This is a genomic window from Streptomyces sp. NPDC058289, assembly GCF_042880975.1.
GTDB classification, from domain to species: domain Bacteria; phylum Actinomycetota; class Actinomycetes; order Streptomycetales; family Streptomycetaceae; genus Streptomyces; species Streptomyces stoeckheimensis.
The window spans coordinates 45,471-67,063 of sequence record NZ_JBHVYI010000031.1; the positions used below are offsets into that span (position 1 = coordinate 45,471).

Here is a 21,593-nt window from a genome sequence, read left to right on the forward strand (position 1 = left end):
CCGACGCCCCGTCAACACCTCATCGGGCGAGCTTGGTTGTGTCCAGGATGACGCGGGCTACCAGGGCCGGGTCGTCGTTCATGGGGACGTGGCCGCAGCCCGGGAGCCTGACGAGGCGCGCGCCGGGGATGGTGTGCTTGGCGCGGACGCCTTGGCGGCGCAGGAGCAGCCGGTCGCGACTGCCCCAGGCGATGGTGACGGGCAGACCGGGCAGATCCGCGGTGAACCGTACGGAGCCGCCCGCGGCCAGGGTCTGATCGAAGCCGGTGGCCTCGCGCAGGGCGACGGTCTCGGCGACCACGGAGCCGGGCGAACGCCGTCCCGGTCGCGCGTAGATGCTGCCGGTGAGCGCGGCGCGTCCGGCGGCGCTGCGGGCGAGCCGTTCCACGGCGGAGCGGGGCAGCGCGCCGGCGCCAGCACGCATCGCACGCAGTGCGGTGAAGGCGTAGCGACGTTCCCCCTCGGACCAGAACCCGGCGGGGGAGAGGGCGGTGACCGAGCGCGCCAGGCCGATGCGTCCCATCTCCAGGGCGAGCAGCCCGCCGAGGGAGTTCCCCGCGATGTGCGGCCGCTCTATCCCGAGCGCCGTGCAGAGCGCGCCCAGCGCCGTGGCGATGGTGCCCAGATCGTACGGAACCCCGTGCGGCAGCGGCTCCGAGACGCCGAAGCCGGGCAGGTCGACGGCGATCACGTCGTACTCGGCGGCCAGGACGCCGGTCACCGGGCGCCAGGCCTGGAGGTGGTGGCCGATGCCGTGGAGCAGCAGGAGCGGCTCGCCCGCGCCCTTGCGCTCGTAGGCGGCGGTGGTGGTGCGGGGGCCCAGCGGCGAATCGATCGTGAAGGAGACCGTGGCGGTCATGCTGCTCCTCGTCGGGGGTCGGGCGGCTTCGGCGGCCGTGTGAGACGGCTTGTCAGTAGTGTCTCTCGGCCGGTTACCGCCCGGTAGCCCCTGGAGGCGGGACTTCGGCTTTCGCGGTGGTCTTCGGGGGGGCGTCCGCAGGACTTCCGAGGGGTCTACGGAGGGGTCTTCCGGGGGGTCTTTCGAGGGGTCTTTCGGGGTGACTTCCGTGACGTCTTCCGCGTGTCTTCGGCGGTGCTCGCGAACATCCCGTGAACAAGGTGATGCATATGCCCGATCTGCCCGGTAAAGCGGTGAGCATTGGTCTTGACCAAGGGGGTGCGCCGTCCTATCGTCGCAGGCATAGTGCAGGAACCTTTAATAAACAAAGGCGCGGAACTCACGCTGGAACACGGCGAGTGCGGCGATTGCAGGAGGAGTCAGGGTGGGGACCATGCAGCTCGAATCGGTGCCGGAGCCGAAGTACTTGCACCTCAAGACCGTCCTCAGTGAGGCGCTCGACCAGGACTTCGCCGTGGGCGAGATCCTGCCGAACGAGCGCGAGCTCGCCGCCCGCTTCGGTGTCGCCCGGGCGACCCTGCGCCAGGCCCTGGAGCAGCTCGAGCTCGAAGGCCGCCTCCAGCGCCGCCGGGGCGTCGGCACCACCGTCGCCCCGCCGCGCGTGGGCGTCGACGTCGGCGGTGCGCAGCACAGCTGGCCCGGCGAGAGCGTCGACGGGTGGGAGCCCGTGGACGCGGCGGAGGAGGCCGTGCTGCCCCCGGCCCTCTTGAAGCTCCTCGGGACCACCCCCGGCGAGATGGTGCTCGCGGTGCGCCGTAGCCGCGTCGAGCAGGGCCAGGTCCTCGCGGCCGAGCTGCTGTACGTGCCGGCCTCCTCGGTGCCGGGTCTCTCCGAGATCGACGCCCCGGCCGGTCCGGCGCGTGCCCGCGCCGTCATGCGCGAGCTGCAGAAGCTGGTCCTCGACGGACAGGACCGCTCGGTGGAGCTCGGCTCCGCCCGCGCCGAGGACGCGAAGGAACTGGACCGCCTGCCCGGCGCCCCGGTCCTGCTGGTCACCACCCGCTACTTCACGGCGGCGGGCACGGCGGCCGTCTCGGTGGCCACCTACCGGGCGGACACCTGCCGGCTGACCTTCGGTGACTCGGGCGACGTGCAGATCACCCACGACACGCGGGTCGCTTCCTGACCACGTCCACGAGTCGCTTTCCGACCACGTCCACGAGTCGCTTTCCGACCACGTCCACGGGTCGCGTCCTGACCACCTGCTGACCGGGGCCGCCACACAGTGGTGGCCCCGCTCTGCGTCCCCGGAGGGGATCAGCGGCGCCGGGCGGTGACCGTCTTCTCCACCGCGAACAGTTCTTCCTCCACGTGGTCCAGCGCCAACCGCAAGGCTCCCGTGGCCACCGCCGCCTCGCCCAACCGGGACAGTGCCACGCGCGGCGGGCGCAGACAGTACCGCTCCAGTTCCCGGCGGAGGGGATCCAGCACCCCGTCCAGCCCGGCCGCCCAGCCGCCGACCACGACCAGCTCCGGATCCATCGCCAGGACCAGCGCGGCCACGTCGTGGACCAGCCGCTGGATGAACCGCTCCACCGCTGCCACCGCCCCCACGTCCCCGCGCTTGGCCATCGCGAAGACCTCCGCCACCGCCCGTTCGTCCAGCGGGTGCAGCGGTTCGCCGGTCGTCGACAGCAGCTTCTCGGGCGTGACCTCGCGTCCCAGCAGGTGCAGTGCGCCGATCTCCCCGGCCGCCCCGCCGAAGCCGCGGTGCAGCCGGCCCCCGATCAGGGAGCCCGCTCCGGGGCTGAGCCCGACCATCACGAAGACCATGTCGTCGGTGTCGGTCGCGGCGCCCTTCCAGTGCTCGGCGACCGCCGCGGCGTTGGCGTCGTTCTCCACCTGCACCGGGCAGCGGAACGAGCGCCGGAGCCGTTCCCCGAGCGGCAGCCCGGTCCAGCCGGGCAGGGCCGTGCCGAGGCGTACGGTGCCGTCGGCCTCCACGATCCCGGGGCTGCCGACACCGACCGCCCGCAGGGAGTCCCGGGGCACCCCGGCGCGACGCAGCAGGTCGGCCACCGCACCGCGGACCCGTTCGAGCCGCTCGTCGGCGGAGGCCGTCTCGGCGACCTCCTTGGTGCCGGCGCCGATCACCCGGCCGTCCAGTCCGGACAGCAGCACCGCGATCCGGTGCGCGCCGATCTCCACGCCGAGCAGGTGCCCCGCCTCCGCGCGGAAGCGGAACCGTCTGGCCGGGCGCCCCTGGCGCCGCGCACCCTCCTCCGCGCCCGCCTCGACGACCAGGCCCGTCCCGATGAGCCCTTCGACGACTCCCTCGACGGTGGGCCGCGAGAGCCCGGTGACCCGGGTGAGGTCAGTGAGCGTCGGCGATTCGGCCGCACGCAGGGCCCGCAGCACCACGGCGGAGTTGATCCGCCGCAGCAGAGAGGGGTCCCCGCCGGTCAGCTGCCCCAACGTGTGTCCTCCCAGCTAGCGAGCTTGTCAGCCGGATCGTACTGCGCACCGGCCGCGGCGGCGAGAAGCGGCCCCCCATCGGCCGGAATCAGCCTTTCCCCTCGTGGGCCGGTCATGCGGGAGCGACGAACCCGGACTCGTACGCGGTGATCACGGCCTGGGTGCGGTCCCGCGCCCCCAGCTTCGCCAGGATCGCGCTGACGTGGGACTTCACCGTCTCGGTGCCCACGATCAGCTCGCGGGCGATCTCGATGTTGGTCAGCCCCTTGGCCATCAGCCGGAGCACGGCCTCCTCGCGCTCGGTCAGCGCCGCCCGCTCCAGCACCGTCCGCGCCTGACGGTTCCCGTACTCGGCGGCCAGCGACCGGACCGCCGAAGGGAAGAGCAGCGTCTCCCCCTCCGCCACCAGCCGGACCGCGTGCACGATCTCCGACGGACGGGCCCGCTTCAGCAGGAACCCGTCCGCGCCGGCCCGCAGCGCCTGGTAGACGTACTCGTCGTTCTCGAAGGTGGTGACCACGAGGATCTTCGGCGGCGAGTCCACGCTCCGCAGGACCGCGCGGGTCGCCTCGATGCCGTCGAGCAGCGGCATCCGCACGTCCATCGCCACGACGTCGGGGCGTAGTTGCCGCACGAGCGGGACCACCGCGGCGCCGTCGGCGGCCTCGCCGATCACCTCGATGTCGGGCTGGGCGTCCAGGACGGCGCGCAGCCCCGCGCGCACCAGGGGTTCGTCGTCGACGAGCAGTACGGTAACCGGCATCCGGTCAGCGTATTCGCTCCAGCGGCAGCCGCGTGCGCACCCTCCAACCCCCCTTGTACAGCCCGGTCTCGGTCTCCCCGCCGAGCAGTGCGGCCCGCTCCCGCATCCCGCGCAGTCCGGTTCCGCCGCCGGTCATGACGGAAGGCCGGTCCGGCAGCGGATTGGTCACCTCCAGGTCCAGCCGGTCGGCGACCATGCCGATCCGCACCCGCACCGGTACGGGACCGCAGTGCCGCAGCACATTGGTCAGCGCCTCCTGCAGGATCCGGTACCCCTCCTGGCTCACCGGGTCGGGCAACTGGTCGAGCGGGCCGACCAGTTGCGCGTCGACGGTGGCGCCGGAGGCGCGCGCGGACTCGAGCAGGCGGTCGGCCTCCGCCAGGGTCGGCCGCTGGGACGGCCGCTGACCGGACTCGCGCAGGATGCGCAGCACCCGGTCCAGGTCCTCCAGCGCGGCCCGGCCCGTCTCCTCGATCGCGCTCAGCGCGCGGTCCGTGAACTCCGGATCGCCCGCCGCCCGCGCGGCCCCGGCCTGGACGACGGCCACGGTCAGGGCGTGGCCGATGGAGTCGTGCAGCTCCCGCGCGATGCGGGTGCGCTCCAACAGCTGCTCGGTGCGCACCTCCAGGGCGGTGAGCCGCTCCGCGGCCGAGGGGCCCAGGAGCCGACGGGCGATGGCCGTGATCATGTCGCCGAGCAGGACCACGACGACGATCAGGAGGACCAGGGGCAGCGGAGCCAGTGCCCAGGCCGCCCAAGTCGGGAGGCCGGCGGGCACCAGCCGGTCGTCGATGACCGTCCCGCCGAGGCCGGTCCTGACCAGCTGGACCGTCAGTACGGGCAGCCACACCGTGGCGAATATGGCGACCAGCCCGACGACGAGCCGTATTTCCAGCCACAACAGGGTCCGCCACCGGTCGCTCCACCGCTTGGAGGCGACGGTGCTGAAACTCTGCTCCTCGGCCTCTCGATCGCCCGGCGCGGTGCGCTCGTGCGGAGCGAGGAGGAACTGCGCCTGGAGTCCCTCGGCCAGGCGCATCCAAGGCAGCAGCCCCATCGGTATCACCAGCAGCATCGGCACCCACGGAGCCTCGGGCCCTATGAACATCCACATGGCCAGCATCAGCATGGGCACGCACAGATGCACCCAGCGGGAGTAGGTCACTGGGCGCAGCGCGGCGCGGAACAGTCGGTGCATCCCCTCATCGTCGCAGTTCGGGGCGGTGCGGCTCCTCCCCCACGTGGGGGAGAAGGAACCCTCGCATGGGGGAGGAAGAGGGGTGGTGCCGGCGGCGAACCTTGAGACATGAACAGCATCGAGATCCGAGAACTGACCAAGGAATTCGGCCGGACCCGGGCCGTGGACCACCTCACCTTCGATGTCATGCCCGGCCGCGTCACCGGCTTCCTCGGGCCCAACGGGGCCGGCAAGTCGACCACGATGAGGCTGCTGCTCGGCCTGGACCGGATCACCTCCGGGACGGCCACCATCGGCGGCCGGCGGTTCACCGAACTCCCCGATCCCCTCCACCAGGTCGGGGCCCTGCTGGACGCGCAGTCGGCGCACGGCGGCCGCACGGCACGCGACCACCTGCGCTTCCTCGCCGCGGCCAACCGCATCCCGATGAGCCGGGTGGAAGCGGTCCTGGAGCAGTCGGGGATAGCCTCGGCGGCCAAGCGGCGGATCAAGACCTTCTCCCTGGGCATGCGTCAGCGCCTCGGCATAGCAGCCGCGCTGCTCGGAGACCCGGAAGTGCTCCTCCTGGACGAGCCCACCAACGGCCTCGACCCCGAGGGCATCATCTGGATCCGCGAGCTCATGCGCGGCCTGGCCGCCGAGGGGCGCACGGTCCTCGTCTCCAGCCACCTGATGACCGAGACGGCGGCCCTCGCCGACCACCTGATCGTGCTGGGGCGGGGCAGGCTGCTGGCCGACACCTCCATAGAGGAGTTCATCGACGCCCGCAGCACCCCGAGGGTCCGGCTGCGCACCACGGACCCCGTCCGGCTCCGGGCCACCCTGGCCCGGGACGACTTCGAGCTGGTCACCGCCGAGGGCGGGCGGTGGACCGTGGACGGCATACAGGCCGAGCAACTCGGCGTCATCGCCGCCCGCGAAGGCATTGCGATGCTGGAACTGATCGACGAGCGGGCCTCCCTGGAGCAGGCCTACCTCGATCTCACCGCGGACAGCGCCCAGTTCGCCGCCACCCGCTGACCCACCCCTTCCAAGGAGGCCTCCCCATGAGCACCGCTCTGCCCACCGTCCCCGTCCTGCACTCGGAATGGATCAAGATACGGTCCCTGCGCGGCACCTTCGGGGCGCTGATAGCCGTCTTCGCCGCCACGGTGGGCATCCAGGTGCTGACGGCCTCGCTGATCGGCACGGCAGAGGAAGGCAGCTTGGGGGAGGATCCGCTCCTCGCGGCCTTCTACGGCCTCAACTTCGGCCAGATAGCGGCCTTCGCCTTCGGTGCGACCGCACTGTCCGCGGAATTCCACAACGGCGCCCTGCGCACGTCGCTGACCGCGGTGCCGAACCGTACGCGGCTCTACCTGTCGAAGATGGTCATGGTGGGAGGGCTCGCCTTCCTGGTCGGCCAGCTCGCCGCAGTGGCCACCTTCGTCGGCGGACAGGCTTTCATGGGCCCGTACACCCTGGAGTTGGGCAGCCCGGGCACCTACCGTGCGATGTTCGGCTGCGGCGCGTACCTCGCGCTGATGGCCCTGTTGTCGGCCGGACTGACGGCGGTGCTGCGTAGCGCTTCAGCCGTCCTGAGCCTGCTCATACCCTTCGTGCTGATCCTGCCGTTCGTTCTCGGTCAGGCTTCCGAGGGCGTTGCCGGCTACCTGCCGGACCGTGCCGGTCAGATGATGATGCGGCTGGACACCTCGGGGGGCCTCGCTCCTTGGGCCGGTCTCGGAGTGCTTGCGCTGTGGGCGCTGGTCGCGGTGACCGGCGGATGGCTGTCGGTGCGGCGGCGGGACGCCTGACGCCGGACCGGCTGCCCGGACCCCGCCGCCCGGCGGGGTCAGTGGTCGGCGAGGAGGGCGGGGAGTCGGCGCATGTCGTCGAAGACGACCGTCCCGGGGCCTTCGAGCTGATCGGCGGGGGTCAGCCCGCCGGCGTAGCCGAAGGCGCGCATCCCGGCGGCGCGGGCCGCCCGGACGCCGGGCAGGCTGTCCTCGACGACCGCGCAGGCGGCGGGATCCACACCCATCCGCTGTGCGGCGTACAGGAAGAGGTCCGGGGCGGGCTTGCCGCGGGAGACCTCGGTGGCGCTGTGGATGCGGCCTTCGAACCGTTCATAGAGGCCGGTGCGGCCGAGGGTGTGCCGCATCTTCTCGTGGGAGCCGCTGGATGCGACACACGTCGGCAGGTCGATCGCGTCGAGCGCCTCCGGCAGCCCTTCGACGGGGGACAGGGCGTGGTCCACCGCCTCCCGGTGACGTTCCTCGAACAGGTCCCACCAGAGGTCGGCCGTCTGCGGACCGAGCCGTTCGGTGATCTGTTCGCGGATGGAGACGGAGGAGCGCCCGATGAAGCGCTCGACGACCTCGGTCTCGGTGAGGGGCCAGCCGAGCTCCGCTCCGAGGGAGACCTGCACGCGGGCGGCTATCCGTTCGCTGTCGACGAGAACCCCGTCGCAGTCGAATATCACGAGTTCTATCGGCCTGATGATCATCCCCGGAGAATAGACAACCCTCCGGACGACCGCGGGGACGGGTGATCTAGGAGGCGATCAAGGCGGGTGGTCTACGAGTCGGCGTCGGCGGGGCCCGGGTGTTCGGCGGCTGTGCGGAGGCGGGCGTACTCCTGGGCCATGGCGGCGGCGGTCCAGCGGGCGTTGAGGCCGCTGGGGTTGGGCAGGGCCCAGATCCGGGTGGCGCCGATGGTCCGGTCCTGGGGGCCGATCTGGGCCTTCCGGTCGCCGAAGGCGGTGCGGTAGGCGGTGACTCCGACCACGGCCAGCCACTGGGGGCGCAGGAGCTCCACCTTGGCCGTCAGGATGCGGCCGCCCTCGCGGAACTCCTCGGCGCTCAGCTCGTCGGCGCGGGCCGTGGCGCGGGCCACGACGTTCGTGATGCCGAGGCGATAGGTCGGCAGTTCCTCCTGCTCGGCGGGGGAGAGGAGCCGCGGGGTGAAGCCAGACATGTGCAGGACCGGCCAGAAGCGGTTGCCGGGGCGGGCGAAGTGGTGGCCCGTCGCGGCGGAGAGGAGGCCCGGGTTGATGCCGCAGAAGAGGACACGAAGACCGCCCGTGACCACGTCCGGGAGGACGCGGTCACGGGCGGCGTTCAGCTCTTCGGGGGTCAGAGGATCGACCCGGGGGTGTAGCCCGCGGCCTCGGGGTGCTCCTTGGTGATCTCCTCGATGCGCGAGACCACCGCGGCGACCTGGTCGCCCGCCGCGCCGGTGAAGGAGAGCTTGTCGGCCATCAGGGCGTCCAGCTGGGCCCGGTCCAGCGGCATGCGCTCGTCGGCGGCCAGCTTGTCCAGCAGCTCGTTGCGCTCGGCACCCTGCTCGCGCATGGCGAGCGCGGAGGCCACCGCGTGCTCCTTGATGACCTCGTGGGCGGACTCGCGGCCCACCCCGGCCCGCACGGCGCCCATCAGGACCTTGGTGGTGGCCAGGAAGGGGAGGTAGCGGTCCAGCTCGCGGGCCACGACGGCGGGGAAGGCGCCGAACTCGTCGAGGACCGTCAGGAAGGTCTCCATCAGGCCGTCGAGAGCGAAGAACGCGTCGGGCAGCGCGACCCGGCGGACCACGGAGCAGGAGACGTCGCCCTCGTTCCACTGGTCGCCGGCCAGCTCGCCGGTCATCGACGCGTAACCGCGCAGGATGACCATCAGGCCGTTCACGCGCTCGCAGGAGCGGGTGTTCATCTTGTGCGGCATCGCGGAGGAGCCGACCTGGCCGGGCTTGAAGCCCTCGGTCACCAGCTCGTGGCCGGCCATCAGGCGGATCGTCTTGGCGATGGAGGAGGGTGCCGCGGCCAGCTGTACCAGGGCGGTGACCACGTCGTAGTCGAGCGAGCGCGGGTAGACCTGACCGACCGAGGTGAAGGCCTGGCCGAAGCCGAGGTGGGCCGCGATCCGCTGCTCCAGGTCGGCCAGCTTCGCGGCGTCGCCGCCCAGCAGGTCGAGCATGTCCTGCGAGGTGCCGACCGGGCCCTTGATGCCGCGCAGCGGGTAGCGGGTCAGCAGGTCGTCCAGGCGGCCGTACGCGACCAGCAGCTCGTCGGCCGCGGTGGCGAAGCGCTTGCCCAGGGTGGTCGCCTGAGCGGCGACGTTGTGGGAGCGGCCGGCCATGACCAGCTCGGCGTGCTCGCCGGCCAGCTTGCCGAGGCGGGCGAGGACGGCGACCGTGCGGTCCCGGATCAGTTCCAGCGAGAGCCGGATCTGGAGCTGCTCGACGTTCTCGGTGAGGTCGCGGGAGGTCATGCCCTTGTGGACGTGCTCGTGGCCGGCGAGGGCGTTGAACTCCTCGATGCGGGCCTTCACGTCGTGCCGGGTGATCTTCTCGCGCTCGGCGATGGAGGCGAGGTCGACGGTCTCCAGGACGCGCTCGTAGTCGGCGAGGGCCTCGTCGGGGACCTCGATGCCGAGATCCTTCTGGGCGCGGAGCACGGCGAGCCACAGCCGCCGCTCCAGCGTCACCTTGTACTCGGGGGACCACAGGACGGCGAGCTCCGCAGAGGCGTAGCGGCCGGCCAGGACATTGGGGATGCGGGGCTTGGCAGTCACGTGTAGGGATTCTACTTGGGCCTCGGCTGTGCGTTTACGCAGGTAGGGGACCCGGCCTGGATTGTGCCTTGCTACGAGAGCGGGCGGGGGTGGATGGGGGCTGGCCCGGGGTGGGCCCGGCCCCCGCGGCCCCCCTGTGGGCTAGACGAGCCGGTCGCCCGCCGGAGCCTCGTGCGGCAGCAGTTCGGGGCGCTTGGCGGGCCTGCCGTCCCCGCTGGAGCGGCCCGTCAGGCGGCGGCCGACCCAGGGGAGCAGGTGCTGTCGGGCGAAGCTGAGGTCCTGCGAGCGGCGCGCGGTCCAGCCGGGGGCCACGGCGGGCGGCAGCTCGGCGTTCCAGTCCGCCTCGGGCGGCAGGCCCAGGGTCTGCCAGACCGCCTCCGCAACCCTGCGGTGGCCTTCGGCCGTCAGGTGCAGCCGGTCCACGTCCCACATCCGCGGATCGCCGAGCGCGGAGGACCCGTACAGGTCGACCACGAGGGCGCCATGCCGCGCGGCGAGCTCCTCGATGATGACGAAGAGCTCTTCCATGCGCGGGCGGAAACGTTCCATCACGGGGCCGTTGCGGCCCGGCGAGCGCATCAGGACCAGCGTCCCGCACGAAGGCGCCAGCAGGCCGACGGCCTCTTCCAGGTGCCCGCGCACCCGGCCCATGTCCACCTTGGGGCGCAGGGCGTCGTTGAGCCCGCCGACCAGGGTCACCACATCGGCGCCCATCTCGGCGGCCGCGGGCGCCTGCTCCCCGGCGATCTGCCCGATCAGCTTGCCGCGGACCGCGAGGTTCGCGTAGCGGAAGCCCGGCTCGCGGGCGGCGAGGCGGCCGGCGAGCAGATCGGCCCAGCCCCGGTAGGAGCCGTCGGGGAGCAGGTCCGACATGCCCTCGGTGAAGGAGTCGCCGACCGCGACGAAACTGGTGTAACGCACATTCATCTCCATGGCGGGAGCGATGCTACCGCGCGGTACCCCCGTCCCGCAGACGGGGCCGGGGTACCGCGCGCAACGCGCCGCGCTCCTGCCGCTACGTCGAAGCGGGCCGGCCGAACAACTCCCGCAGCACGTCCTCCATCGTGACCAGGCCCGTCATGACCCCGTCCGGACCGAGCACCGCCGCCAGGTGCGTACGGCTGCGCCGCATCGCGGTCAGCGCGTCGTCCAGCGGAGTCTCCGCCCGGACCTGCGCGATCGGCCGCAGCGCGGTGACCGGGAAGGGCTCGTCCCGCTCCGTCGCGTCCAGCGCGTCCTTGACGTGCAGGTATCCCAGGATCCGGCCCTGTGCATCGATCATCGGGAACCGGGAGTACCCCGACTCGGCCGACAGTCGCTCCAGTCCCGCCGGGGTGATGCCCTCGCGGGCCGGAACCACCCGGTCCGCCGGCAGCACCACATCGGTCACCGGCCGCCGCCCCAGTTCCAGGGCGTCGTGCAGCCGCTCGCTCGCACGGTCGTCGATGAGTCCCGCGTCGCTGGAGTCCTTGACGATCCGGGCCAGCTCGTCGTCCGAGAAGGTCGCCGCGACCTCGTCCTTGACCTCCACCCGCAGCAGGCGCAGCAGGGTGTTGGCGAAGGCGTTGATCGCGAAGATGACCGGCTTCAGCCCCCGGGCGAGGGTCACCAGCGGCGGACCCAGCAGCAGGGCGGTCCGCACCGGCTCGGCCAGCGCGACGTTCTTCGGCAGCATCTCGCCGAAGAGCATGTGCAAGTACGTGGCGAGGGCCAGCGCCACTGCGAAGGAGATCGCGTGGGTCAGCCCGGACGGCACCCCGAAGAAGTCGAACGCCGGGGTCAGCAGGTGGGCGATGGCCGGCTCGGCCACCACGCCCAGCACCAGGGTGCACAGGGTGATGCCCAGCTGGGCCGCCGCCATGAGCGCCGACACGTGCTCCAGGCCCCACAGCACGGCGCGCGCCCTGCGGTCGCCCTGCTCGGCGTACGTCTCGATCTGGCTGCGCCGCACGGAGATCATGGCGAATTCCGCGCCGACGAAGAAGGCGTTGACGACCAGGGTCGCCAGGCCGATCAGCAACTGGACGGCGGTCATCGGGCCTCCTCCACACCATCACCGGGGGTCGGTTCGACCGGCACGTGCAACAGCACCCGCGCGGCCCGCCGCCCACTCGCGTCCACCACGTCCAGGCGCCAGCCGTCGAGCTCCAGGCTGTCGCCGACGATCGGGATCCGGCCCAGCTCGTTGGCTATCAGACCGGCCAGCGTCTCGTACGGGCCGTCCGGCACGCGCAGCCCGATCCGCTGGAGCTGGTCGGTGCGCGCGGAGCCGTCCGCGGAGAACAGGCTGCGCCCGGCGCCGTCCTCGCCGGCCGGGGCCAGGTCGGGGGTCTCGTGGGGGTCGTGCTCGTCGCGGACCTCGCCGACGACCTCTTCGACGATGTCCTCCAGCGTGGCCACGCCGGCCGTGCCGCCGTACTCGTCGATGACCACGGCCATCGTCTGCTTCCCGGACAGCCGGTCCAGCAGCCGGTCCACGGTCAGCGACTCCGGTACGAGGAGGGGTTCGCGCAGCAGCTGCGACACCGGGGTGCGGTGCCGTTCCTCCGCCGGCAGGGCCAGTACGTCCTTGATGTGGACGGTGCCGACGACGCTGTCGAGGCTGCCCCGGTAGACGGGGAACCGGGAGAGGCCGGTGGCGAGCGTCGCGTTCGCCACGTCCTCGGCGGTGGTCTGCAGGTCGAGGGCGGTGACCTGGACCCGCGGGGTCATGACGTTCTCCGCGGTCAGGTCGGCGAGGTTCAAGGTCCGCATGAACAGTTCGGCGGTGTCCTTCTCCAGGGCGCCAGACCTCGCGGAGTGCCGGGCCAGGGCCGCCAGCTCCTGCGGGGTGCGTGCCGAGGCGAGCTCCTCGGCGGGCTCCATGCCGAACCGGCGGACCATGTGGTTCGCCGTGGTGTTCAGATGGCTGATGAGGGGCCTGAAGGCACGGCTGAAGACCCGCTGGAAGGTGGCGACCCGCTTGGCGACGGCCAGCGGGGAGGAGATCGCCCAGTTCTTGGGCACGAGCTCGCCCACGACCATCAGGACGACGGTCGACAGCACGGTGCCGAGGATCAGGGCGGTGGAGGACGCCGCTCCGGCGGACAGTCCCATGGCCTCGAAAGGGCCCTTGAGGAGGGCGGCGATCGAGGGCTTGGAGATCATGCCGATGACCAGGCCGGTCACGGTGATGCCGAGCTGGGCGCCGGAGAGCTGGAACGTCAGGCTGCGGACCGCGGCCAGGGCGCTCTCGGCGCCGCGCTCGCCGCGCTCGACGGCCCGTTCCAGTTCGCTGCGCTCGATGGTGGTCAGCGAGAACTCGGCCGCGACGAAGACTCCGCAGGCAAGGCAGAGCAGCAGCGCCACGACGAGCAGGAGCACTTCGGTCATCGGTCCTTCACCTCCGTCCCATGATCAGCCAGGAGGAGGTGCGTCGCGCGCTGTCGCGGACGGGAAGGGAGGGGACTGGGAGGCTCGCCCATGGACGGACGCTCACACCTTTCGTTCGGGGGAGGAGAGGAACAGCTGCCTATAGGGTAAAGGAAGAGCAAAGTGGGCGGATGGTTTCTTCGTCGGACCCACCCGGCCCTGACGGCGCGATGCCCTGCGTGATGCCCTGACGACGTGCTGCCCTGACGGGTCGGATGTGAACGATCTTCGCATCCCACCCGCGTCGGCGTCCGGGAGATGGGCGCGGGTGCGCCCGCGGCACGTCTCGGCAGGCGGAAGTCGGTGGCGGGCCACCGGGCGGTCGTGCTTGGCTCCGGGACATGACCGATCTGCACATACGGGCCGCCGTGCCGGCCGATGCCGAGACCGTGCTCGCCTTCTGGAAGGAAGCGGCGGAGGGCACGTCGATCACGGACGACGCGGACGGCGTGACCCGGCTCGTCACCCGTGATCCCGAGGCGCTGATCCTCGCGGAATGCGACGGGGTCCTCGTCGGGTCCGTGATCGCCGGCTGGGACGGCTGGCGGGCCTCCCTGTACCGGCTCGCCGTACTGCCGTCCCGTCGTCGCCAAGGGATCGCCACGGCGCTCCTGGAGGCGGCCGAACGGCGCTTCCTCGCCGTCGGGGGCCGCCGCGGTGACGCGATGGTCCTCGAAGCGAACGAACGCGCGCAGCGGGCGTGGGCCGCAGCCGGCTACCACCGTGAGGATCACTGGCGGCGCTGGGTCAAGCCGCTGGTGGAGACGGCGTGACGCCTCCTACCGGCACCAGCATCCGCACCCGGGTCGGGGCCCTGCTCCTCGCCGCCGGAGCGATCGCACTGACCGGCTGCGGCACGCGGACCGCGGGGGCCGGGGACGCGGCGGAGCCCCCTGCGCCGTCCGTGGCACCCTCCGTGGACTACGCCGCCCAGGCGGCCGCGGCGGTCGCGCGCCACGACGCGCTGTTCCCCGCGATCGCGGCACGGTGCGCCGACGTGGCGACGGGCGGCGCGAGCCCCGGGTCCCCGGCGGGAGAGCTGCCCGCGGATCCCGAGGCACGCAAGTACGCGGAGAACCACGCCTACAAGCAGCAGGCACGGCTCAGCCCCGGGGCCCGCTGCCGGGGCGACGCGCACGCCGCACGGATCAAGGCGGCGGTGGCCGGAGGACCCGGCGGGAAGGGCGCGCCGCACACGGTGGAGGAGCTCCGCGCGGTCCTGACCGGGCTGGGGTACGGGTTCGACGCCGGGGGCGTGTACGGATCCGGGGCGGTGAACGTCTCCTTCGTCCTGTCGGTCCCCGAGAGCGGCCCGTGCGTGACGGGCCGGCTCGGCCCGCCGCTGACCGTGGAGGCCCACGGGATGTACGTCGAGGGCGGCTGCCTGGAGCCCCGCGGAGGCCACTGACCCCTCCGGTGACCGCTCGGGGGCCGGAGCCGTCGGCTCACGTCGCGTCGGCATCGGCCCCCGAGCCGTCCCTGGCCAGGGCGAGTACGCCGGCGCAGATCAGGGACAGGCCCAGCAGCTGCGGAAGCAACCACCAGTGGGTCCGCAGGTGTTCCTCGTACAGCAGCACGCCCAGCGCGACGCTGACGCCCGCGTCCCCGAGCGTCAGTGCGGGCTGCGAGGCGACCAGCGGGCCGCCCTGCATGGCGTGTTCGAGGAGCAGGAGGGCGCAGATGCCCGTTGCGGCGAAGGCGTACGTCTCCCAGGTGCGCAGGAAGGCGCCGACGCCGCCCCCGTCGAGCACGTGCATGGCCGACTTCATCAGCGCGGCGGTCAGCGCGTAGCAGACGGCGGTGGCCGCGCCGAGGCATCCGGCCCGCATCCGGCCGGGCCGCCGCCGCAGGCCGACCACGGCGAGCGCCGCCACCGCCACCGCACACGCCGCCAGGGCCAGGACCCACCGGTCGACGGGAACGTCCGTACGGTTCCCCGTCGGGGAGGCGGCCACCAGGACGATCCCGAGCCCGGCCACCACTCCTCCCACGGCGAGCCAGAGCGGCCCCGGCATCCGGGTCCGCGTCACGAGCGAGGCGATCAGGAGTGCGAGCGGCAGCTCCAGGACGAAGAGCGGCTGTACGAGGGCCAGCGCGCCGGTGGCGAGCGCCACGGCCTGCCCGACACCGGCCGCGATCACGGCCAGGATGCCGCCGATCCAGAGCGGCCGGCGCAGCAGGTCGAGCACCAGCCCGAAGCGGAACCCGTCGCTCTGCGGCACGGTGAGCGCCGCCCGCCGCTGGAGCACGGTCGCGAGCGCGTTGCTGAGCGCTGCGAACAGCGCGAAGAGGACCGGTACGAGGAAGCCCACCCGCCGATACTCATCCGCCCCGACCCGACTCCCGACCACGACACCGCCGGGAGACCGCGCGGCACGGCCCGTTCCCCCGTCCGGCCCACGGACCGGGCGGCGGGACCCCGTACGGGCCTCGCCGCCCGGTCCGCCGGCGGAAGCGGGCTCCCGCCCGCGGAGGCGGGTTCAGTCGGAGGGCGCCGACCAGGTGCCGTGGAGGGAGGCGGCGAGCCAGGCGGGCGCCGAGGTGCGGAAGGCCGCCGGGGGGAGGGTGCCCGCGCCGGCCGGGACCATGCCCAGGAGGGGGAGTGCGGAGACCGAGGGCAGGTCGGCCAGGTTGCAGCGGGACGCCAGGTCGGGTTCGGCGGGCCAGCTGCCGATCACCACGCCCGGGGAGCCCAGACCGCGGGACCGGAGGGCTTCGGCCGTGAGGGCGGTGGAGTTGAGGGTGCCGAGGCCCGCCGGAGCCACGATCAGCACCGGGGCGCCGAGCAGGCGGGCCGCGTCCGCCAGGGTGTGGCCGGACTCGTCGAAGCGGACCAGGAGGCCGCCCGCGCCCTCGACCAGGACCAGGTCGTGGGAGAGGGCGAGCTCGCGGGCCGCCTCGGCGATCCGCTCCGGGGAGACCGTCGGGAGACCCGAGCGCCGGGCCGCCGTGTCCGGGGCCAACGGCTCCGGATAGCGGGCCAGCTCCACCGCGGTGACGGCGGAGCCGGCCAGCCGGCCGACCTCCGCCGCGTCTCCGGGCTCGTCCGGGCCGACGCCCGTCTGGGCCGGCTTCAGTACGGCCACCGAGAGGCCCGCCGCGAGCGCGGCCGCCGCGACGGCCGAGGTGACGACCGTCTTGCCGATCTCGGTTCCCGTCCCCGAGACCATCAGTACCGCCATGTCAGGCCTCCTTCGCGGCCGCGATGACGGCCCGGCAGATGCGGGCCACGTCGGCGTCGGCCGTCACGAACGGCGGCATCGTGTAGATCAGGTCCCGGAACGGGCGCAGCCAGACGCCCTCCCGGACCGCCGCCGCAGTGGCGCGGGCCATGTCGGCCGGGTGGTCGAGCTGGATGACGCCGATCGCGCCGAGGACCCGTACCTCCCGGACGCCCGGCAGGTCCGCGGCCGGGGCCAGGCCCTCCAGCAGGCCCGCCTCGATGCGCTTGACCTCGCCCTGCCAGTCCTGCCCCAGCAGCAGGTCGATGGAGGCCAGTGCCACCGAGGTGGCCAGCGGGTTGCCCATGAAGGTCGGCCCGTGGGCCAGGACCGGTACCTCGCCCTGCGAGATGCCGTCCGCGACCCGCTCCGTGCACAGCGTGGCCGCGAGGGTGAGGTAACCGCCGGTCAGCGCCTTGCCCAGGCACATCACGTCCGGGGTGATCCCGGCGTGGTCGGCCGCGAACAGCGCGCCCGTGCGGCCGAAGCCCGTGGCGATCTCGTCCAGGATCAGCAGCACGCCGAACTCGTCGCACAGCTCCCGCAGCACCCGGAGGTAGCCCGGGTTGTGGAAGCGCATGCCGCCCGCACCCTGGACCACCGGCTCCACGATCACGGCCGCCAGCTCGTCCCGGTGCGCGGAGAACAGGGAGCGCAGGTGGGCGACGTAGGACTCGTCCACCGGAGCGGAGAACCCGCTCGGCGGGGCGTCCGCGAAGAGCTGGCGCGGGAGGATGCCCGACCACAGCTCGTGCATGCCGCCCTCGGGATCGCAGACGGCCATCGGCTGCCAGGTGTCCCCGTGGTAGCCGCCCCGCCAGGTGAGCAGGCGGCTCTTCTCGGGGCGCCCCACCGAACGCCAGTACTGCAGGCACATCTTCACCGCGACCTCGACCGAGACGGATCCCGAGTCGGCGAGGAAGACGTGCTCCAGGCCGGCCGGGGTGAGCTCGACGAGCTTCGCGGCCAGTCGGACGGCGGGTTCGTGGGTGAGCCCGCCGAACATCACGTGGGACATCCGGCCGAGCTGGCCGGTGACCGCCTCGTTCAGCGCCGGGTGGTTGTACCCGTGGATCGCCGACCACCAGGAGGACATGCCGTCGACCAGCTCGTCGTGCCCCTGTGACGGCTCGGCCAGCCGGAGGCGGACCCCCGAGGCGGAGGCGACGACGAGCGGCTCCTGCCGCCCGGGCATCGGGCCGTACGGGTGCCAGACGTGCTGCCGGTCCAGCGCGAGCAGTTCGGCGGCCGGCAGCGCGTCGGGCGAGTGGTGCTGATCAGGCATTGGGAGCGAGATCCGTTCCCGCACCGCGGCGGCGCACCGCCACCAGACCGGACCGGACCTCGCCCGCCTCGGCCTGGGCCGGTACGGGGCCGTCCGCCGCAGCCGTCGCAGTCGCTACGGAGGCCTCGTGCCCGGAGTGCCCCGAGCAGCCGCCGCACGCCGAGCCGCAGCCGGCCTCGTCCGCCGAGGCGGAGGAGCCGCAGACGGAGGCACCGGAGCCCTGCGAGCCGCAGCCCCCGGTGGCCGCCGCGACCTCGGAGCGGTGCGCGGGCAGGGTCGTCGTACCGGCGCCCTCCACCTCGAAACCGGCGTCCGCGATCATGTCGAGGTCGGCCTGCCCGGCCTGTCCCTCGCTGGTCAGGTAGTCGCCCAGGAAGATCGAGTTCGCCACGTGCAGTGCCAGCGGCTGCATGGTGCGCAGGTGCACCTCGCGGCCGCCCGCGATCCGGACCTCGACGTCGGGACAGACGAAACGGACCATCGCGAGGATGCGCAGGGCGCGCTGCGGGGTGAGGTTCCACTCCTTGGCCAGCGGGGTTCCCTCGAAGGGGATCAGGAAGTTGACCGGCACCGAGTCGCTGTCGAGCTCGCGCAGCGCGTAGACGACGTCGACGAGGTCCTCGTCGCTCTCGCCCATGCCCGCGATCAGGCCCGAGCAGGCCGACAGGCCGGCGGCGTGCGCCTTCTGCACCGTGTCGACCCGGTCCGCGTAGGTGTGGGTCTTGGTGATCTGGCCGTACGTGGCCTCGGAGGTGTTGAGGTTGTGGTTGTAGGCATCCGCGCCCGAGTCCTTCAGGCGCTCGGCCTGGCCGTCCGACAGCAGGCCGAGGCAGGCGCACACCTCGATGCCCTCGTTCTGCTCCTTGATGGCCTCGATCGTCTTGCCGACACGGTCCACGTCGCGGTCCGTCGGACCGCGGCCGCTCGCCACCAGGCACACCCGCTTCGCCCCGCCGGCGACGCCGGCGGCCGCGGCCTGGGAGGCCTCCTCGGGCTTCAGCCACGTGTACTTGAGGATCTCGGCCTTGGATCCCAGCCGCTGGGAACAGTACGAGCAGTCCTCGGGGCAGAGCCCCGACTTCAGGTTGACCAGGTAGTTCAGCTTGACCCGGCGTCCGAACCACTGTCGGCGCACCTTGCCGGCCGCGGCCACCACGTCGAGCAGTTCGTCGTCAGAGGTCGCCAGCACGGCGAGTGCCTCTTCGCGGGTCGGCAGCTCACGCCGCAGCCCCTTGTCCACGAGGGTGTTCAGCAGGTCCATGATGCCGATCCTGTCCCACACGGGCACTCCCGGCCAAGGAGAGATCGAACAACATGGCCGGAAGAGAGTGTGTGTATCGCCACACCTGACGCAGGGGTCACGGGCGGTTAGGGTCGGGCAGGTCTGTGGACTGCCGACAAAAACTCGAGGACCGTCGATGCCGCACCAGCACACCCCCGCCCCCGTGGACGTCTTCTCCTGGATCGACGACGCGGAGCGGGCCAGGGAGCAGGCCGGACTCGTCCGGACGCTGCGTCCGCGTCCGGCGCACTCCCCGCTCCTCGACCTCGCGAGCAACGACTACCTCGGGCTGTCCCGGCACCCGGAGACCGTACGGGGCGCGCGCGAGGCCGCCGAGCGCTGGGGCGCGGGGGCCACCGGATCGCGCCTCGTCACCGGCACCACCGAACTCCACGCCGAGCTGGAGCGGGAGCTCGCCGCCTTCTGCGGGTTCGAGGCGGCGCTGGTCCTCTCCTCCGGGTACGCGGCCAACCTGGCCGCCGTCACCGCGCTCAGCGACCGCGGCACCCTGGTGGCCTCGGACGCGGGCAACCACGCCTCGATCGTGGACGGCTGCCGGCTGTCGCGCGCCGACACCGCCGTCGTCCCGCACTCCGACCCGGACGCCGCCCGCAAGACGCTCGCCGCCCACCAGGGGCGGGCGCTGCTGGTCACCGACTCGGTGTTCTCGGTCGACGGGGACGCCGCCCCGCTGGCGGCCCACGCCGAGGCCTGCCGGGCGGAGGGTGCGGCCCTGCTCGTGGACGATGCGCACGGCCTCGGGGTCCTGGGCGAGGGCGGCCGCGGAGCGTTGCACGCCGCCGGGCTCGCGGGGGCTCCCGGGGTGGTCGCGACGCTGACCCTCTCGAAGTCCCTGGGCAGCCAGGGCGGTGCGGTGCTCGGCCCGGCCAAGGTGATCCGGCACCTGGTCAACACGGCGCGGACCTTCATCTTCGACACCGGACTGGCCCCGGCCGCGACGGGCGCCGCACTGGCCGCCCTGCGGCTGCTCCAGCGGGAACCGGAGCGCGCGGACCGCGCCCGCGCGGTGGCCGCCGAACTGTACGGGCGGCTCACCGCGTCCGGCCTGACCGCGGCCCGGCCGGACGCGGCCGTGGTGTCGGTACGGGCCCCGTCGGCTTCGGCGGCACTGCGCTGGGCCGCCGACTGCCGCGAGGCAGGTCTGTCCGTGGGGTGCTTCCGGCCGCCGTCGGTACCGGACGGCATCTCCCGGCTGCGACTGACCGCGCGGGCGGATCTCACGGGGGACGAGATCAGCCGTGCGGTGGAGACGATCCTGGGGACCGCTCCGGCCGGAGCCACGGACCGCTGAACGGAGCCGTTACGGGCGCTCCCGCGTTCCTGCGTGCTGCGTTCCTGCGTGCTGCGTTCCGGGGTCCTGCACGGCCACGTCCTGCATTCCTACGTCCCGAGATCCGCACGAACGGAGACGAGGAAGCCGTGCCAGGCCGGCCCGGTGAAGAGTACGGCCGGGCCGTCCGCCCGCTTGGAGTCGCGGACGGCGTGCAGGCCGCCACCGAGGACGGCCGTTTCCACGCAGTTGTTCATTCCGGTGCTGCGGCTGCTTCGCCGCCACCGCGCGCTGTTCAGAAGTCCGCCTGTGGGTAAGGGGGTTGCGGACACGGAGGTGCCTCCTTACGCGTCGTCAGCGAGGGCGCTGATGAGATCCGACGAATCGCGGGGCGGGAGGGCGTGCGCCTGGATGGTGCGGAACGCGGCGCTGTACGCCTCAAGGTCTTCCTTCCGCTCCAGATAGAGGCTACTCGTCAAATGGTCGAGTACCACCACATCCAGATCGGCGATGTTCGGAAATGAGAAGATGACGAACGGTCCGGTCAGGCCGAGATGTCCCCCCACGCTGAACGGCAGTACCTGAAGCCGCACTTGGGGCAAACGCGCCACCTCCACCAGGTGCCTCAGCTGTTCCTCCATCACCCCCGCCCCGCCGATCGCGCGCCGCAGCACCGCCTCGTCCAGGACGGCGCTCAGCTCCAGCGGCGGATCCGCCCGCAGCACGGACTGACGCGCCAGCCGTACGTCGACCAGCGCCTCCACCTTCGGCTCCGGCAGCCCGCCCAGCGCGGCCCGGGTCACGGCGCGCGCGTACTCCGGGGTCTGCAGCAGTCCGGGCACGACCGACAGTTCGACGGTGCGGGCCGACCGGGCACCCGCCTCCAGGCTGATGAAGTCCCGGTACTCCTGCGGCAGCAGCCCCCGGTAGTCGTGCCACCACTGGCGCCCGCGCCCGGTGTCCTCGTCCGGTGCAGGGCCCGCCGCCGAGGCCGAGAGGGCTTCCAGCAGGGCGCGCTGCTGTGCGCTCACGACGTCCTGTCCGTAGACGTCGAGCAGCAGCCGGATGTCCTCCACCTTGACGCCGCTGCGCCCCGTCTCGATGCGGCTGATCTTCGACTGGTGCCATCCCGCGAGCCGGGCCGCCTCACCGCTGGTGAGTCCGGACCGGTCGCGAAGGGCACGGAGTTCCTCGCCGAGCTTGCGCCGGCGTACTGCGGGACCGTGCTGCACATCCGCCTCCTTCCACCGGCACAGTT

Annotated in this window: 22 protein-coding genes; 6 read left to right on the forward strand and 16 right to left on the reverse strand. The window is 72.6% G+C overall.

The genetic code is table 11. The features are described from left to right. Positions 1-19 precede the first annotated feature (19 nt). Positions 20-859, reverse strand: a complete 840-nt coding sequence (locus ACFVX6_RS18095; protein ID WP_389692533.1) for an alpha/beta fold hydrolase — start codon at positions 857-859, stop codon at positions 20-22. 424 nt (positions 860-1,283) lie between these two features. Here ACFVX6_RS18095 and ACFVX6_RS18100 point away from each other — a divergent pair, with 424 nt between their 5' ends. Beyond that, positions 1,284-2,045, forward strand: coding sequence for a GntR family transcriptional regulator (locus ACFVX6_RS18100; protein ID WP_389692535.1), 762 nt, complete (start codon positions 1,284-1,286; stop codon positions 2,043-2,045). 131 nt (positions 2,046-2,176) lie between these two features. Here ACFVX6_RS18100 and ACFVX6_RS18105 read toward each other — a convergent pair whose 3' ends face one another. From ACFVX6_RS18105 to ACFVX6_RS18115, 3 genes are all read right to left on the reverse strand, one after another. Beyond that, the gene (locus tag ACFVX6_RS18105) at positions 2,177-3,334 is read right to left on the reverse strand and encodes an ROK family transcriptional regulator (protein ID WP_389692537.1); all 1,158 of its coding nucleotides are present in this window, start codon (positions 3,332-3,334) and stop codon (positions 2,177-2,179) included. Between the two features lie 112 nt (positions 3,335-3,446). After that, positions 3,447-4,097, reverse strand: coding sequence for a response regulator transcription factor (locus ACFVX6_RS18110; protein ID WP_250740194.1), 651 nt, complete (start codon positions 4,095-4,097; stop codon positions 3,447-3,449). Between the two features lie 4 nt (positions 4,098-4,101). Continuing rightward, on the reverse strand, positions 4,102-5,295 hold the full coding sequence (locus tag ACFVX6_RS18115; protein WP_389692539.1) for a sensor histidine kinase: 1,194 nt from the start codon (positions 5,293-5,295) through the stop codon (positions 4,102-4,104). 108 nt (positions 5,296-5,403) lie between these two features. On the opposite strand from ACFVX6_RS18115, the gene ACFVX6_RS18120 reads away from it, so the two are divergent. Further along, positions 5,404-6,315 (forward strand): ABC transporter ATP-binding protein, encoded by a 912-nt coding sequence (locus ACFVX6_RS18120; RefSeq protein ID WP_389692541.1) that lies wholly within the window; start codon positions 5,404-5,406, stop codon positions 6,313-6,315. A 26-nt stretch (positions 6,316-6,341) separates the two neighbouring features. Beyond that, positions 6,342-7,091 (forward strand): ABC transporter permease, encoded by a 750-nt coding sequence (locus tag ACFVX6_RS18125; protein WP_389692543.1) that lies wholly within the window; start codon positions 6,342-6,344, stop codon positions 7,089-7,091. 38 nt (positions 7,092-7,129) lie between these two features. Here ACFVX6_RS18125 and ACFVX6_RS18130 read toward each other — a convergent pair whose 3' ends face one another. From ACFVX6_RS18130 to ACFVX6_RS18155, 6 genes are all read right to left on the reverse strand, one after another. Beyond that, complete coding sequence (locus tag ACFVX6_RS18130) at positions 7,130-7,780, reverse strand: HAD family hydrolase (RefSeq protein WP_389692608.1); 651 nt, start codon at positions 7,778-7,780, stop codon at positions 7,130-7,132. 74 nt (positions 7,781-7,854) lie between these two features. Continuing rightward, the gene (gene mug / locus ACFVX6_RS18135; RefSeq protein WP_389692610.1) at positions 7,855-8,415 is read right to left on the reverse strand and encodes a G/U mismatch-specific DNA glycosylase; all 561 of its coding nucleotides are present in this window, start codon (positions 8,413-8,415) and stop codon (positions 7,855-7,857) included. Next, positions 8,412-9,845: an adenylosuccinate lyase gene (gene purB, locus ACFVX6_RS18140; protein WP_388495207.1), complete on the reverse strand. Its 1,434-nt coding sequence runs from the start codon at positions 9,843-9,845 to the stop codon at positions 8,412-8,414. Before purB ends, mug begins: the two co-directional genes overlap by 4 nt. Positions 9,846-9,986: 141 nt before the next feature. Further along, complete coding sequence (locus ACFVX6_RS18145) at positions 9,987-10,778, reverse strand: SGNH/GDSL hydrolase family protein (RefSeq protein ID WP_389692545.1); 792 nt, start codon at positions 10,776-10,778, stop codon at positions 9,987-9,989. An 82-nt stretch (positions 10,779-10,860) separates the two neighbouring features. Continuing rightward, a complete protein-coding gene (locus ACFVX6_RS18150; RefSeq protein WP_389692547.1) occupies positions 10,861-11,880 on the reverse strand; it encodes a hemolysin family protein in 1,020 nt (339 codons plus the stop codon). Then, complete coding sequence (locus tag ACFVX6_RS18155; RefSeq protein WP_389692549.1) at positions 11,877-13,217, reverse strand: hemolysin family protein; 1,341 nt, start codon at positions 13,215-13,217, stop codon at positions 11,877-11,879. Before ACFVX6_RS18155 ends, ACFVX6_RS18150 begins: the two co-directional genes overlap by 4 nt. Before the next feature lie 380 nt (positions 13,218-13,597). On the opposite strand from ACFVX6_RS18155, the gene ACFVX6_RS18160 reads away from it, so the two are divergent. Together ACFVX6_RS18160 and ACFVX6_RS18165 are read left to right on the forward strand one after the other, a co-directional pair. Beyond that, complete coding sequence (locus tag ACFVX6_RS18160; protein WP_389692551.1) at positions 13,598-14,029, forward strand: GNAT family N-acetyltransferase; 432 nt, start codon at positions 13,598-13,600, stop codon at positions 14,027-14,029. Next, positions 14,026-14,664: a hypothetical protein gene (locus ACFVX6_RS18165; RefSeq protein ID WP_389692553.1), complete on the forward strand. Its 639-nt coding sequence runs from the start codon at positions 14,026-14,028 to the stop codon at positions 14,662-14,664. The genes ACFVX6_RS18160 and ACFVX6_RS18165 overlap by 4 nt, the downstream gene beginning before the upstream one ends. A gap of 37 nt (positions 14,665-14,701) precedes the next feature. Here the strand turns inward: ACFVX6_RS18165 and ACFVX6_RS18170 are convergent, their stop codons facing one another. The 4 genes from ACFVX6_RS18170 to bioB all read right to left on the reverse strand — a co-directional run bounded on the left by ACFVX6_RS18170 (position 14,702) and on the right by bioB (position 19,023). Then, positions 14,702-15,568, reverse strand: coding sequence for a DMT family transporter (locus ACFVX6_RS18170; protein WP_389692555.1), 867 nt, complete (start codon positions 15,566-15,568; stop codon positions 14,702-14,704). 168 nt (positions 15,569-15,736) lie between these two features. Further along, the gene (bioD, locus tag ACFVX6_RS18175) at positions 15,737-16,438 is read right to left on the reverse strand and encodes a dethiobiotin synthase (RefSeq protein WP_389692557.1); all 702 of its coding nucleotides are present in this window, start codon (positions 16,436-16,438) and stop codon (positions 15,737-15,739) included. Between the two features lies 1 nt (position 16,439). Next, positions 16,440-17,762 (reverse strand): adenosylmethionine--8-amino-7-oxononanoate transaminase, encoded by a 1,323-nt coding sequence (locus ACFVX6_RS18180; protein WP_389692559.1) that lies wholly within the window; start codon positions 17,760-17,762, stop codon positions 16,440-16,442. After that, entirely contained in the window at positions 17,755-19,023 is a 1,269-nt protein-coding gene (gene bioB, locus ACFVX6_RS18185; RefSeq protein ID WP_389692561.1) for a biotin synthase BioB, read from the reverse strand. Before bioB ends, ACFVX6_RS18180 begins: the two co-directional genes overlap by 8 nt. 157 nt (positions 19,024-19,180) lie before the next feature. Between bioB and ACFVX6_RS18190 the strand changes: the two genes are divergently transcribed. Further along, the gene (locus ACFVX6_RS18190; RefSeq protein ID WP_389692563.1) at positions 19,181-20,356 is read left to right on the forward strand and encodes an 8-amino-7-oxononanoate synthase; all 1,176 of its coding nucleotides are present in this window, start codon (positions 19,181-19,183) and stop codon (positions 20,354-20,356) included. An 89-nt stretch (positions 20,357-20,445) separates the two neighbouring features. On the opposite strand, the gene ACFVX6_RS18195 is transcribed toward ACFVX6_RS18190, so the two are convergent. Further along, positions 20,446-20,667, reverse strand: coding sequence for a DUF397 domain-containing protein (locus ACFVX6_RS18195; protein WP_389692565.1), 222 nt, complete (start codon positions 20,665-20,667; stop codon positions 20,446-20,448). A gap of 12 nt (positions 20,668-20,679) precedes the next feature. Then, the gene (locus ACFVX6_RS18200) at positions 20,680-21,567 is read right to left on the reverse strand and encodes a helix-turn-helix domain-containing protein (RefSeq protein ID WP_389692567.1); all 888 of its coding nucleotides are present in this window, start codon (positions 21,565-21,567) and stop codon (positions 20,680-20,682) included. Between the last annotated feature and the right edge of the window lie 26 nt (positions 21,568-21,593).